Source organism: Candidatus Protofrankia datiscae (assembly GCF_000177615.2).
In the GTDB taxonomy this organism is placed as follows: domain Bacteria; phylum Actinomycetota; class Actinomycetes; order Frankiales; family Frankiaceae; genus Protofrankia; species Protofrankia coriariae.
Genome location: NC_015656.1, coordinates 4889724 through 4903482, shown reverse-complemented (window position 1 = coordinate 4903482; position 13759 = coordinate 4889724). Strand labels below are relative to the sequence as shown.

General features: G+C 67.3%; 10 protein-coding genes. 8 read left to right on the top strand and 2 right to left on the bottom strand.

Annotated elements, in window-relative coordinates:
• Positions 1–182 precede the first annotated feature (182 nt).
• On the bottom strand, positions 183–1556 hold the full coding sequence (locus FSYMDG_RS20675; RefSeq protein WP_131772893.1) for an XRE family transcriptional regulator: 1374 nt from the start codon (positions 1554–1556) through the stop codon (positions 183–185).
• Between the two features lie 588 nt (positions 1557–2144).
• Here FSYMDG_RS20675 and FSYMDG_RS20670 point away from each other — a divergent pair.
• The 8 genes from FSYMDG_RS20670 to FSYMDG_RS20635 all read left to right on the top strand — a co-directional run bounded on the left by FSYMDG_RS20670 (position 2145) and on the right by FSYMDG_RS20635 (position 12561).
• On the top strand, positions 2145–2450 hold the full coding sequence (locus tag FSYMDG_RS20670; protein WP_047223131.1) for a WhiB family transcriptional regulator: 306 nt from the start codon (positions 2145–2147) through the stop codon (positions 2448–2450).
• On the top strand, positions 2447–2809 hold the full coding sequence (locus FSYMDG_RS20665) for a hypothetical protein (protein ID WP_013875328.1): 363 nt from the start codon (positions 2447–2449) through the stop codon (positions 2807–2809). The genes FSYMDG_RS20670 and FSYMDG_RS20665 overlap by 4 nt, the downstream gene beginning before the upstream one ends.
• 819 nt (positions 2810–3628) lie before the next feature.
• Positions 3629–5065 carry an IS66 family transposase gene (tnpC, locus tag FSYMDG_RS20660; protein WP_013871651.1) on the top strand — a complete coding sequence of 479 codons (1437 nt, stop codon included), beginning with the start codon at positions 3629–3631 and terminating at the stop codon, positions 5063–5065.
• Between the two features lie 86 nt (positions 5066–5151).
• Positions 5152–6426, top strand: coding sequence for a GNAT family N-acetyltransferase (locus FSYMDG_RS20655; protein ID WP_013875327.1), 1275 nt, complete (start codon positions 5152–5154; stop codon positions 6424–6426).
• A gap of 576 nt (positions 6427–7002) precedes the next feature.
• Entirely contained in the window at positions 7003–8115 is a 1113-nt protein-coding gene (locus FSYMDG_RS20650; protein ID WP_050803605.1) for a PP2C family protein-serine/threonine phosphatase, read from the top strand.
• 574 nt (positions 8116–8689) lie between these two features.
• Complete coding sequence (locus FSYMDG_RS20645; RefSeq protein WP_043607262.1) at positions 8690–10024, top strand: ATP-dependent 6-phosphofructokinase; 1335 nt, start codon at positions 8690–8692, stop codon at positions 10022–10024.
• Between the two features lie 269 nt (positions 10025–10293).
• Positions 10294–10518: an FmdB family zinc ribbon protein gene (locus FSYMDG_RS20640; protein WP_013875324.1), complete on the top strand. Its 225-nt coding sequence runs from the start codon at positions 10294–10296 to the stop codon at positions 10516–10518.
• 318 nt (positions 10519–10836) lie between these two features.
• Positions 10837–12561: an MFS transporter gene (locus tag FSYMDG_RS20635; RefSeq protein ID WP_083828553.1), complete on the top strand. Its 1725-nt coding sequence runs from the start codon at positions 10837–10839 to the stop codon at positions 12559–12561.
• A gap of 79 nt (positions 12562–12640) precedes the next feature.
• Here FSYMDG_RS20635 and FSYMDG_RS20630 read toward each other — a convergent pair whose 3' ends face one another.
• Positions 12641–13543 (bottom strand): alpha/beta fold hydrolase, encoded by a 903-nt coding sequence (locus FSYMDG_RS20630; protein WP_013875322.1) that lies wholly within the window; start codon positions 13541–13543, stop codon positions 12641–12643.
• Positions 13544–13759: the final 216 nt, after the last annotated feature.

Below are 13759 nucleotides of genomic sequence, written 5' to 3'. Positions count from 1 at the left end.
GCGCCTTGTCCGGCGCCGGAGCGGGGGCCGGTTCCTGTTACGGAGACCGGCTATGATGTCGCCGTCAGTAATCAGGCGGTCTGAGCCTGCCGGCTCCGTCCGACCGGTGGAACCGATCCGATCGGAGCCTCTGGCGTGGAAGGATCATGAGTGTGTTGCCTGTGAACCGTCAGGCTGAACCGTCAGGCTGAGCCGACGGCGGTCAGCGCGACGCGGGCGTGGTCCGTGAGATCGGCGGCTCCGGGGTATCCGGTAAGTTCGATCTCACGGCACAGCGTCGCCACATCTCTGCCAGCCATACCGGAGTCGAGAAGGGCTGCCTGTTCGACGGCCTGATGGCCGAGTTGAACCGCCGCTTCGGCATCTCCGGCCCGCACGTGCGCGACGCCCAACCTGGTCATGGCTTCCACGCGGGCGCGTGGGAAATCACCGGCCAGACCCTCGGCCGCGGCATCCAGGTAGGGAATCGCGGCGGCCCCGTCGCCACTGGACAACAACGCCTCACCGGCGAACAGCGAAATACAGGGCGGCACGCACCAGTAAATATGCGGCGGATCCTCCGCCGGCTGGGACTGATTGATGAGATGAACCGCGTCCTCGGCAGTTCTTGCGGCCGAGGCGCTTTCACCCGCGCGACCGTACGCGAGAGCGAGCGCGCCGGAGATAGCTGCTTTCTCGGTAGCGGTCATCGCCGTGCGAGCGCCGGCCTGAGCCGAGCGGAGCATGGTGATGGCGTCGTTCGGGTCGCCGTACCAGGACGCCTGCTCGGCCATGCAGCGCAGGATGTTGGCCCCCAGCGCCGGCTGCCCGGCCTCCCCGGCGGCCCGTAGCGCCACCATCCACAGCCGCTGGGCGCCCCCGTGGTAGCCGCTGTCGAACGCCGCCCAGCCCGCCAGCCGGGCGAGCTCGGCGGCCACGGCGTACAGCCGTGCCTCGTGGGCGTGGCCGTACAGCGCGGTCCGCAGGACGCGTACGGCGACCCGCAGCTCCGCCATGGACAGCTCGTATATGTCATCTCCTCCGAGAACGTCATCCATTCGGCGAAGCGTTTCGACCCGCCGCTCGAAGCCGGCGACGAGCGAGTCGCTCACACGCTTTCCCTCGAGTGCCGCGGCGAGCCCGGCTGAATCGGTCATGAGCCAGTGGTGCGCGACCGATGTCAGTGCCACGCCGGACACACTTAGAAACTTCCGCCTTTCCATGTTGGCGGTCACCTCCTCGAACCCGACGTTCAATCCGTCAGGTCTCCACAGAAGGTCGAGATCGGCGTCTGCCCATCGAGCCTCCCCATCGTCAACTGAATTGGACAGGAGTGCCAGGGCCCCGCTTTCGGGCCCGGTGTAGTCGCACGCCCAGCCTAGGGCAACGACATTCGTGCAGTAATAGCGAGCAAGGAGATCACAGTGTTCCCAGCTTGGGCGCTTGCCGCCCTCGTACTCCGAGAGGCGCTGTGCGGTCAACGCATCCCACGGTCTACCGATGTCCTCGGCGAGACTCTTGATCTCTTCCGCTGCCCGCGCCAGAGACAGGCCGCGGATCTGGCGTGCATGCTGCAACGGACCGATGGTAACCCTTCGAGGAGGCATCTGACCTTCTCCCATTTGGCCGTCATGTCAAGGCATGTACTCGGAACGTAGCCAACCCCCCCACCGGAGTCTAAGGACCCGCGGTCACCTGTGCTGAGTCGTTGTTCCTGGTTGGTCCGCGGAGGAGCACCTTGATTTTTTCCGGATTCCGCCCCCGTGGGTATTCGTCGGCCCCGTATGCGGCCCCGGCCGGAACCCCGCCGCGGCGGGACTCGGGCACACGCGGAGTATCCGGACGGTGATCGTGCGGATCTGCGAACTGGCCGGTAGCTGTACCGTCGGGCCCTGAATTCCACCATCCCGAACGAACTGGGAACACCGACTGTTGTCCTTCAGGCCTTATTTCCGTGTTCCGCGGGTCTCCGTGGGTGCTATTCCCGGATCCTGCGTTCTGAAACATTGTGAGTAGACAGCAACATGGGCCGGCCGTACGCTTCTGCTCGATTTAGTCGTCATGTCGACGCGACCACAGGACGGTGTCGTATGGGTAGAAGAGTTCTTGTGCTGGACGCCGACGGCGAGTTGCGCGGCCAGTTCGAGGACGTGAACTCCGCATACATGTGGAGCCGGGTCCGGACACAGGAGCCGCCATCCGCGGAGGATTTGGAAGTCTGGCGCCAGCGCAGCGCCTGCCGGGACGAGGACCCGGAGCTGTTCTTCCCCGTCGGTACCACCGGGCCGGCCCTGCGGCAGCTGGAGGAGGCCAAGGCCGTCTGTCGCCGCTGTCTGGTGATCCGGGAATGCCTCAACTGGGCGCTTGGCACCGGGCAGGAGGCGGGGGTGTGGGGCGGCCTGGACGAGGACGAGCGCCGTGCGCTGCGCCGCCAGCTGGTCAACCCGCCGGCACCACGGATGCCACGGTGAGCACGCCAACGTTGCAGCGCATCACAGCCCCGGTACCGATGGCCGCCGCGATGGCCGACTGGCAGCACACCGCGGCCCGACTATGGATAGCCGCACGTGAATATGCCGAGGCTGTGACCTCGGAAAGCGATGTCATGACGTCGCTCGCCCGGTTGATCGCCGATGGCGCGCCGGACGAGGAGATCGACCAGGCCCGTGCCCTGCTCACGCATCTGAGGGCCGTGCGCGCTGCCGTCGGCCGGCGGCTGGGCCTGACCGAACTGTCGGATGAGCTGGCTCGGGCCGGCTGGGAACTGCTGTCCGCCGTCCCGTCGGCGCGGGAGTGCGCGATCCCACGGCCCCGGCAGGGCGCGGCCTGATGATCCGACTCGCAGGGGCGGCGACAATGATCGTCGACCGTCCTCGAGCAGCGGGCCGCGGCCCGCGAGGAACGGTCCGCCGCGGTCCCGACGTGTCGGGACGCCCACGCCGTGGGAACGTCGGCGGATTTACCGGAAATGCGGAAACCGTTACCACGACGAAATATTCACTGCTCGTTCGGGCCGGTTACGGTTCCCCTTCCGGGGCCGGTGCGAATCCGACCGGGAATCGTTACGACACAACACCACGTGGATCCCCGTGCCACACGTCGGCCACCTCGGTCGCGAACCGGTGGCAAACGGCGGGCGCTCGCCGGACGCCGGTTGTTCCCGGCCGCGCCGGGTCCGGCCCGCATGGCCGGTAACCACGTGGTGAAAAAGCTCCCCGGACGGCCGTCGACAGTAGTCGTGGCCCCTGGGTGAGACCCCGGCGCGGGTCATCTGGCGCTCCCCTCCGCGGATGGATGGCCCGCGCCGGCCGGTGAAGTCGACCAGCCCACCAGATCGGATACCACTGTTTTCCCGCTCCGCCCGTGACCCCGGAGGAGAACATAGCGGGGTGGTGATCCGACTCCTTCGGAGCGCCCGCGGGCAGGATGTCACGAAATGACACTCCTGCCCGCGGGCGCTCCTCATCCTGCGTTGCGGGATTCTTGCCGCCGCCACGAGTGGCCGCCCGAGTGTAAACGACGCGACAGGGTAACTGGTCAGGTCTGGTAGATCGTTTGTTTTTGGTTTCCCGGCTGGCTGGGACTCCTCGATGGCCTGAAGGCCCGGGTCGTTGGTGCTGTGTGGTTGATCGGGCCGTAGGGTCCGGGTGTGTCGGATGGTCCGCCCGCGTCGCCGCCGGTGCCGTCGTATGACGAGCTCGCGGCGCTGGTGGTGAGTCTGCGGGCGCAGCTGGTCGAGACCGCTGCGGCGTTGGAACAGGCGCGGGTGCGGATCGCCGAGCTGGAAGCTCAGGTCGCGAAGAACTCGCGGAACTCGGCGAAGCCACCGAGTTCGGACGGGCTGGCGAAACCGCCACCGAAGTCGCTGCGGAAGAAGACCGGCCGCAGGCCCGGTGGGCAGGGCGGGCATCCGGGATCGACGCTGCGGATGCTCGCTGAGCCTGATGTGCGCCTGCGGCATGAGCCGGGGCCGTGTGCGGGGTGCGGGGCGGGGCTTGCGGGCCGGCCTGTGACCCGGACCGAACGGCGGCAGGTGTTCGACCTGCCCGAACTACGTCCGCATGTGGTCGAACATCAGCTCATCGAGCGGGAGTGCGGCTGCGGGACGCGGACGAAGGCGGCGGCACCGGCCGGGGTGGACGCGCCGGTGCAGTACGGGCCGCGGGTGGCCGCGGCGGTGGTCTACCTGTATTCCGGTCAGTTCCTGTCGCAGGAGCGGACCGCGACCGCGCTGGCCGAGCTGGTTGGGATCCCGATCTCGGCGGGCACGGTCGGTGCGATGACCGCCCGTGCCGCCGCCGGACTCGACGGCTTCCGTGACACCGTCCGGGGTCTGCTGGCCGCCGCCGACGTGATCGGGGCCGATGAGACGGGGCTGCGGGTCGCCGGGAAACTGCACTGGGTGCACTGCGCCCGCACCGACAAGTACACGCTGATCGACTGCCATGCCACCCGCGGCAGCGGCGGGATCGACGCCCTCGGGGTGCTTCCCGCCTTCGGTGGGGTGGTGGTCCACGACGCCTGGGCCCCCTACGACAGCTACACCGGCGCCACCCACCAGCTGTGCGTCGCTCACGTGCTGCGCGAACTACAGGCCGTCGTCGACGCGGCCCCGACGGGAACCTGGTGCTGGGCCGCCCAGGCAGGCGACGCGCTCGTCGCCCTGCACCGCCTCGCCGTCGACGCCGCCACTACCGGCGTCACCATCGACGAGCAGGCACCGGCCACCCAGACCCGGCAGCTGCGCCACGCCGCTCACATCGGGATCAGCCAGACCTCGCCGCGCGGCACGAAACTCATGGCCGCCCGCCATGCCCTGGCCTGCCGGCTCGTCGACCGCGAAGCCGACTACCTTCGGTTCACCCGCGACTGGCGGGTTCCCGCGGACAACAACGGCTCCGAACGCGACATCCGCATGATCAAACTACGGCAGAAGGTATCCGGCTGCCTACGCACGCTCACCGGCGCCCGCCAGTTCTGCGCGATCCGCAGCTACCTGTCCACCGCCACCAAACACGGCATCAGCCTGTTCGACGCTCTCGTCCAACTTGCCGAGGGCCGTCCCTGGATGCCCGCGATCAGCTAACTCAAGATCAAAAACTACCTGACTAGTTACGCGACAGGTAATCTAATCTACTTGCGCACGAGTGACACGAGTGAAGGGAGCCGGCTGTGACGAACTGGCACGTGCGGTCCTACGACACCAACGATCACACTGCGACGGTCCATTTGCTTGAGGAGGTCAGAGCTGACGCGGAAGGACCATCCTTTGACCTGACCGACACGGTTCTCGCGCTGCGGGAGGGCACCCCCGCGGTTGTCGCCGTCACACCTGACCAGTTCGTGGGCGTCGCGGTCGCGAAATACGAGCGCGGATACGCCCAGGTGATTGCGCTGGCAATTTCGCCGGCCTGGCGCTACCGGGGGATCGGATCCGCCCTCCTACAAGCGCTGGAGAACCAGTTGCTGCACGCCGGACACCGTCGCATCACGACGCTGCTCGCACCGGGGCAGTTCGGTGAACTGGCCTTCCGCAACCGGGGATTCGCCAGGACCGGGCTCACGCTCTACGAGAAGTACGAACCGCTGCGGCCGGTGGACGTCACGACCGTGGAACGCTGGGGCGGCACCCTGCTCACCGCGGCCGAATGGCACGGGCTGGCCGGTATGGCCGACGGCAAGAGGCTGGTGGAACAACGCCTGTTGCTGCCCATCAAGGAAAACGAACTGGCCGAGACGTACGGGCTCGTCACCCCGACGGCCATGCTCCTGTTCGGGCCACCGGGCACCGGTAAGACGTCGTTCGCCCGGGCGGTGGCGGCCCGTCTGGAGTGGCCGTTCGTGGAGCTGCTGCCGTCCCGACTGGTCGCGGCGGGCGACGGCAACCTCGCCGCCGAACTGCGCACGGCCATCACCGAGCTCATGCAGGTCGAGCGGGTGGTGGTCTTCATCGACGAGGTCGACGAGATCGCCCAGGCCAGGGACGCCGTCGGGCCGGAGAGCCAGTCCGTGGTCAACGAGCTGCTGAAGGCGATCCCCCAGTTCCGCAGCACCCCGGGGCGTCTGCTGATCTGCGCGACGAACTCGATCGCGGCGCTCGATCCGGCCTTCGTCCGCCCGGGTCGTTTCGATCTCATTCTCCCGGTCGGACCGCCGGACGCGCCCGGGCGCCGCCTGCTGCTCGACCGCTTCCTCGAACGGATCGACAACAAGCAGGTGGACACCGAACCGGTGGTCACGGCGACGGAGCTGTTCACGCCGGCCGACCTCGCCGCCATGGTCCAGCGGGCGGTGGCGGCGGCCTTCCTCCGCGCGGTCGACAAGGGGGAGCGGCTGCCGGTGACCACCGACGACCTGCTCGCCGCGGCCCGCTCGTCACGGCCCACCATCAGCGCGGAGGAGCTCGAGCGCTTCCGCGCCGACGCGAAGATCTTTACTCGTAGCTGAAGCAGCGTCTGCCTCCACACTGTGTTCCCCCCTCCCCACGGACGTTCTGTCTGAGCTTCCAGAGCTGCTGAGCGCGCGAGAGAAATCATGATCGCGTGCTCGGCGGTCGACTACTGTCGATCTTTCTTTGAGGCCGTCTCCGGCGACAGACACAGGTGCGTTCACCCCGCTGGTCGTCCGGCCGTCGGCCCTATGCTGATCGGGAAACTGCGACGATCCGCGGGGTGGCGGCCGGCGGCAGCCCGGGCCCGTTGCCGGTGGCGGGCGGGTATCGGCCGTCTGTCGGGTTCGCATCATTCGTCTGCATTGCCACCGATGGTGCACAGTGGATGTTCCCGTGTCTACTGCGATCCAGCAGTGTTGTGTTGGGCATGTCTTGTTGGCGACTGCAAACTGTAGCGCGAGCGTCGATGATCGTCCGCACCTGGCCGGATCATGGTGGTGTCGTCGCTCGTCCGGCGGCGGGTGGCGGGGTGCGATCCTGCCCGCATCCCTGCCGCGTGGCGCGGTCCGCTCGTGGTCGTATCGTGGTGATCGGCGTTTCCTTGTTCGTTGGTTGTGGTCATGATGGGGACAATGCGGACAGTGCGGACAGACGGAAACGCGGTCGCGACGACCGACAGCGGCCCGCTGGGCCTGTTGGGCCTGCTGGTCGTGCTGGTCGTCGCCGACATCGTCGTCCCGTGGAGCAATCTGACCGGCTTCTACGGGCTGGTGCCGCTGCTTGCCTCGGCCACCGGAGCGCCGGTCGTCACCGTGATCGTGGGGCTGGTAGCGGTGGCCGCGAGCGTGGTGTCAGGAGCCTGGGAGGACTTCGGTAGCGGGCAGTACGTCGCAGCCTGTGTCCTGGTCGCCATCCAGGCCGGTGTCGCCGGCTACGTCGCGGTGACGCGGCTGCGCAGGGAGAAGGAGCTGGGGCGTGCTCTCGCCGTGGCCGACGTGGCCCAGCGGGCGCTGCTGCCAGCCGTCCCCAGGGCCGTCGACGGGATCGCGTTCGCCGCTCGCTACCTTTCCGCGGCGGCCGAGACCCTGGTCGGAGGTGACCTGTACGAGGTGGTGACGGCACCCACCGGCACCCGAATGATCATCGGGGACGTGAAGGGCAAGGGGCTGCCGGCGGTCCGGCTGACCACGGTCGTCCTCGGCGCCTTTCGGGAGGCCGCCGTCATCTACCCCGAGATCGAACGGGTCGCCGAGGCCTGCGCCCGGGCGGTCTCTCGGGAGGCGGGGCCCGAGGACTTCGTCACCGCCCTGATCGTCGATGTCCATCCGGACGGGATGCTGCGAATGATCTCGGCTGGGCACCCGCCGCCCGTGCTCCTGTCCGGGGACTCCGCCCGCCCGATACAGATCATCGACCCCAGCCCCCCGCTCGGTATCGCCGAGCACTTCACGGCGACCACCGGCCGGTGGGATCCCGGTGACCGGTTGCTGCTGTTCACCGACGGCCTGATCGAGGCGCGCAACAGCGAGCGGGCCTTCTTCCGCCTGGACGACCACCTTGCCGCGCTCACGGCCGTCACCCTCGACGCCGCGCTGGACGGGCTCGTCTCCCACGTGCACGGTCACGTTGGTGGCAACCTGCACGACGACCTCGCCCTGCTCATCGCCGAGCGCCTGCCCGCGCTGACCACCCGGCCGGTCGAACGCGTCGGGACCCCGCACGACCGGACCGCCGGACTGGTGTAAGCGGGTAACTGACGTGGGTGAGCGGGTATGGGCGGGCGTGCCCCGCGGTGACGGCGGCTGCGGAACCCGGCGGTCCAGGTCATCCACTGGCACACCTTTTGTCTTTTTTGTCACTTCCTGTTTCGTGCGTCGTTAGTCATCTCACTCCTGTCCCGTGTGGGCACCGTCGCCGAGGCGGCCTGGCTGTGGGCGGGCGCTGACCGCGACCTGCCGCCGGGCTGCCGACGGTTGCCGGCAGCCCGGCGGCAGCCGTCGGCAGTTGGCCCGGGTACCGTTCCCGCGTGTATCCGTCTGGTAAAAAGCGGGTTTCATCCGCCGTCCGTTGTTACGTGGTTTGTGGTCTCCCGTATCGGCATCGGGAGTTCGGCCGGTACGCTTCGACGCGAGTGGGCGAGAAAGGAGATTTGACAGTCGTGGTGCGTCTCACTCGAGAATATCTGCTTTGTGTCGGAAATTCGGCTGGCGTACCGGCTGCTTTGTCGGCCGGTCGGCCGCCGGCAAACCAGCCGGTGCGCGGGGGCTTGGTCCCGGGGTCGCCGGGGACGTGTTACTGGTCGCCGAGGGTGTGTTACTGATGGACGATGTCCCGGATGCTTCGGTCAGAGTGCTGGGGCCCTGTCGGATCGCGTCGCCGCTGGCACCGCTGATCGACGACAAGCGGACGACCCAGCACTATGTCGACGAGGATGATCGCGTACTGCTCGACGACACGCTGTCGATGGTTACTCAGCGTGACGTGTCGCTGGACAGTCTGCCCGGCTTCGAGCCGGCAGGGCCGCGACGGAAGATTTTTTTCGACCCGTCGAAGACCCGGGTCGGAATCGTGACCTGTGGGGGACTCTGCCCCGGCCTCAACGACGTCATCCGAGGCCTGGTGCTGGAGCTGACGTCCCACTACGGCGTCACCCGGATCTTCGGTTTCCGCAACGGTTACCAGGGGTTCATCGCCCGGTACGCCCACAGCGTGCTGGACCTGACCCCCGATCTCGTCAGCACCATCAACGAGAACGGAGGAACGATCCTCGGCACGTCCCGAGGCCAGCAGGACCCGGAGGAGATCGTCGACTGCCTGGAGCGGATGAGCATCACCATCCTGTTCGTGGTCGGCGGCGACGGCTCGCTGCGCGGCGCGCTTGAAATCGGCCGGGTCGCCCGTGAACGCGGAGACAAGATTGCCGTTGTCGGCGTGCCGAAGACGATTGACAACGACGTGCCGTACATCGACCAGAGTTTTGGTTTCCAGACCGCCTTCTCGAAGGCGTCCGAATCGATCCGGGCGGCGCACGTCGAGGCGATGTCGTCGCCCAACGGTATCGGGGTCGTCAAACTCATGGGCCGGCACTCGGGTTTTCTGGCATGTTACGCGTCCCTGGCGAACAGCGACGCGGACGTCGTGCTCGTCCCCGAGGTGCCATTCACCTTCGAGGGCGGGGGCGGTCTCCTGCGCTTCCTGCACAGGCGCGTCGAGGAACGGGGGCACGCGGTCGTCGTCGTGGCGGAAGGCGCCGGCCAGGACCTCCTCGCCCGGGAGGAGGCCGGCACGCCCCAGGGCAGCGACGCCTCGGGCAACGTGAAGCTGCGGGACGTGGGCAAGCTCCTCACCCGGCGGATCACGGACCACTTCACCGCCGCGAACATGGAGGTCAACCTCAAGTACATCGACCCGAGCTATGTGATCCGCAGCGTGCCGGCCAACCCCTATGACAGCGTGTACTGCATCCGGCTTTCGCACGCCGCGGTGCACGCGGCGATGTCCGGCCGCACCGAAGTGATCGTCGGACGGTGGCGCCGCCGGTTCGTGCACGTCCCGATCACGATGGCCATCAGCCACCGCAGCCAGGTCGATCCGGCCGGTGACCTCTGGCTGTCGGTTCTGGAGGCGACCGGCCAGCCGGTCCAGTTCCGCTGATCCACGGCGACCGGCCCGTCCGAAGATGACTCCGGGTGGGAACGGTCCGAGAAGATGACGCTGGGCGAGAGCTCCAGGTACCCGGTCGCCCGGACGGCCAGGAAACCGGGCCTCCGGCAGCGCGAGGATCCGCGAGGAGCACCGTCGCGCTGCCCGCGGCCCGGACAGGCGGCCCGGGCAGGCGGACAGCCAGGCAGGTGTGCGGGTGCGCCGTGATCGCGATGACGGTGATCCGTCATCGCGAGGGTCGACCGGCGTAAAATCGGTCCGTGCCTGCGTACCAGTACCGTTGCCGCACGTGCGACACCAGTTTCGAGGTGCGACGCGGCATCAGCGAACCGGCCGCTGTCAACAATCCGTGCCCGGACGGTCATGTCGACACCACCCGGGTGTTCACCGCCGTCGCCGTCAGCCGTGGGGGGTCGGCGTCGGCCTCGCCTGTGCCCGTTCCGTCAGGCGGCGGCGCCTGCTGTGGCGGCGCCTGCTGCGGTTGACCATCGGATGACACCAGGAGAGATTCTGTTGTGTATGTGATGTGAAATTATTGCCGTAACTCCGACGTCTGCCTCTTGATCGGATTTTTCCGTCTTCCTCGATGGGCGGAACTTGTTTAGTCTTACTAAGCAAGTTTTCGATGCGGAGCATCGTCGACGTTTGAGGAGGGGCACCAGGTGCGGGACGCGGATCATGCAGAGCCGGACGCGGCGGACGATCGCGACGCGGCGCGACCGTCCGCTGTGGTTGACGAATCCGCCGCACCGGGTCTGCAGTACAAGTGGATTGCGCTGTCCAACACCACGTTGGGCATCCTCATGGCCACGATCAACTCCTCGATCGTCCTGATCGCTCTGCCGGACATCTTCCGCGGAATCAACATCAACCCGCTGGAGCCGGGTAACACCAGCTATCTGCTGTGGATGATGCTGGGCTTCCTGATCGTCACAGCCGTCCTGGTCGTGACCTTCGGGCGTCTCGGGGACATGTACGGACGCGTCCGCATGTACAACATGGGTTTCGCGATTTTCTCCGTTTCCTCCGTCCTGCTGGCCCTCACCTGGATGGATGGCAGTGCGGCGGCCCTGTGGCTCATCGGCTGGCGGATCGTGCAGGGTGTGGGCGGGGCGTTCATCTTCGCCAACTCCACCGCGATCCTCACCGACGCCTTCCCCGTCCAACAGCGTGGGCTGGCGCTGGGCATCAACGTGGTGTCCGGTATCGCCGGCACGTTCATCGGGCTCCTGCTCGGCGGTGTGCTCGCCCCCGTCAACTGGCACTACGTCTTCCTGGTGTCGGTGCCGTTCGGCGTGTTCGGGACCTTCTGGGCCTACGCCAAACTCCGGGACAACGGGGTGCGGCAACGCACCTCGATGGACTGGTGGGGAAACGCGACGTTCGCCAGCGGGCTGATCATACTGCTGGTCGGGATCACCTACGGCATCCAGCCCTACGGCGGGCACACGATGGGCTGGACCAACCCCTGGGTGCTCAGCGCGATGATTGGTGGCCTGGCGGTCCTGGTCGCCTTCGCGATCATCGAGTCGAAGATCAGGGAACCCCTGTTCGACGTGCGACTGTTCCGCATCCGCTCGTTCACCGCCGGCAACATCGCCTCCCTGCTGGCATCGCTTGGACGCGGTGGGCTGCAGTTCGTGCTCATCATCTGGCTCCAGGGGATCTGGCTGCCGCAGCACGGCTACAGCTTTACCGAGACGCCGCTGTGGGCGGGTATCTACATGATCCCGTTGACGATCGGGTTCCTGCTGGCCGCGCCGGTGGCGGGGGCGCTCTCCGACCGGTTCGGCGCCCGTATTTTCACGGTCGGTGGCCTTGTCATCGTCATCGCCAGTTTCGTGCTGTTCATGGTCATACCGGTGAACTTCTCCTACCTGCCGTTCGCGCTGATTCTGTTCATCAACGGCATCGGTACCGGCCTGTTCTCCTCGCCGAACCGTGCCGACGTCATGAACGGGCTGCCGGCGAACAAGCGAGGGGTCGGCGCCGGTATGACGGCGACCTTCCAGAACTCCGCCATCGTGCTGTCCATCGGCCTGGTCTTCATCCTCATCGTCGCCGGGCTCTCCCGTACCCTGCCGGCGACCATGTTCAACGGCCTGCTGGCGCAGGGCGTACCGGACGCCACCGCGCGGACGGTGGCCGACCTCCCACCGATCGGCGTCCTGTTCTCGGCATTTCTCGGCTACAACCCGATGGAACAGCTGCTCACACCGCAGACACTGGCGGCGCTGCCGGACGGTGGTGCCCACGTGACCGGACACGCCTTTTTCCCGAATCTGATTTCCGGGCCGTTCGCGGACGGCCTTGCCGCCGTGTTCGTGTTCTCGATCACAACACTGGTGATCGCCGCGATCGCGTCCTTCGTCGCTGGATCCGGCCAGCCGGCGGCACCAGCATCGGGCACCGCGCCGGTGAACGCCGAACCGGTGAGCGTGCGGCGGCAGCGGGGCGGGGAACCGGGAGCGGGCCTGATTCCCGGCCATCGTCTCGGAGAAGCGGAGTCGTCCGGATATACGGGGTGACGGTCCGGGGCCCAGGCCGTGATCGACCAGATTCCATCTGGAACGGCCCAGGGCCCGCTCCAGCGTTTCCGCCGGGCGGCTACCCGATGTTCGTCCCGACCTTCGGGCGGGTCTGCGGGACCGAGTGCTGCCAGTCCGCGAGCAGCGTCCGGATACCGGTGACCAGCAGCAGCGGCTGGTCGAGCATGAGATGGTGTCCGGCGAGCGGGATCTCGATGACCGGCGCGACCCGGCCGAGCAGTTCGTACATCTCGGTGCCGATGTCCGGGGTGATCAGACCGTGTTCGGCGCGAAACAGCGCAACCCGACAACGCACCTCCTTGAGGATCTGCGGGGAGGGCCGGCGGCCGCGGAAGATTCCCGGATCGAACTTCCAGGTCCAGCCTCCCTCGACAGCGCCCATGGACGACCGCGCCACGTGGTTGACGACGTAGGGCAGCATGTTGGGTTGATCGGGCACGGTCCGGAAGCGGGCCAGCGCCTCGGTCACGGTCGGGTAGACCCGCAGCGGTCCGAACGCCGTGCGCTCGCGGGCGGCTCTTTCCTCAGGGGTGACGTCGGCGACGGGGGCATCGAGGATGACGATCCCGCTGATCCGCTCCGGGTAGCTGGCAGCGGCCATGATCGACGCCCAGCCACCCATGCTGTGGCCGATCACGATCGGGTTGCCGGCCAGGTGGGCGTGTTCAGCGACCCCGACTATCTCGGCAGCCCAGTTCTGGAGACTGTAGTCATCGCGGCGCCCACTGTCGCCATGGCCGGACATGTCGATGGCGACGACCCGGTATTCGCTGTCAATCAATGGCGCTATGTGATCCCACCAGCCGGCGTGCGCGGAGCCCCCGTGTACGAGGATGATTCCCGGCCGGTCCGGTTCCCCCCAGCATCGGTAACTGATCCGGCATCCCTCGACCTCCGTTACATACTGTTCGGGCCGCCGCTCGAGTGCGGTCCGGAACCAGCCGGGAGTTTCGATGTTCATGCTCTGTCTGCCATGTCGGTCTGCCGTTCCGGTTATGCGGTGCTGGACGGTGTCGTAATCCAGTCTGGCCGGAATCCTGTCATCGGACGGACCAGGACGGTCCCGATGGCAGGAATCGTTGGATGTGCTCACCTGGCGTGACTGGCAGGGCGGCTGGGGCGGAGCTGACCGAAAGCCGGCGCCGATCCGGGATCCGGCCGAGTTCTCCCGGTTTGT

What these genes read in the sequence shown, in the direction of transcription:
- FSYMDG_RS20670 (WP_047223131.1), top strand. Translation starts at nt 2,145, where the DNA reads ATGTGGAGCCGGGTCCGGACACAGGAGCCGCCATCCGCGGAGGATTTG.
- FSYMDG_RS20645 (WP_043607262.1), top strand. Translation starts at nt 8,690, where the DNA reads ATGGACGATGTCCCGGATGCTTCGGTCAGAGTGCTGGGGCCCTGTCGG.
- FSYMDG_RS20630 (WP_013875322.1), bottom strand. Translation starts at nt 13,543, where the DNA reads ATGAACATCGAAACTCCCGGCTGGTTCCGGACCGCACTCGAGCGGCGG.
- FSYMDG_RS20635 (WP_083828553.1), top strand. Translation starts at nt 10,837, where the DNA reads ATGGCCACGATCAACTCCTCGATCGTCCTGATCGCTCTGCCGGACATC.
- FSYMDG_RS20650 (WP_050803605.1), top strand. Translation starts at nt 7,003, where the DNA reads ATGCGGACAGTGCGGACAGACGGAAACGCGGTCGCGACGACCGACAGC.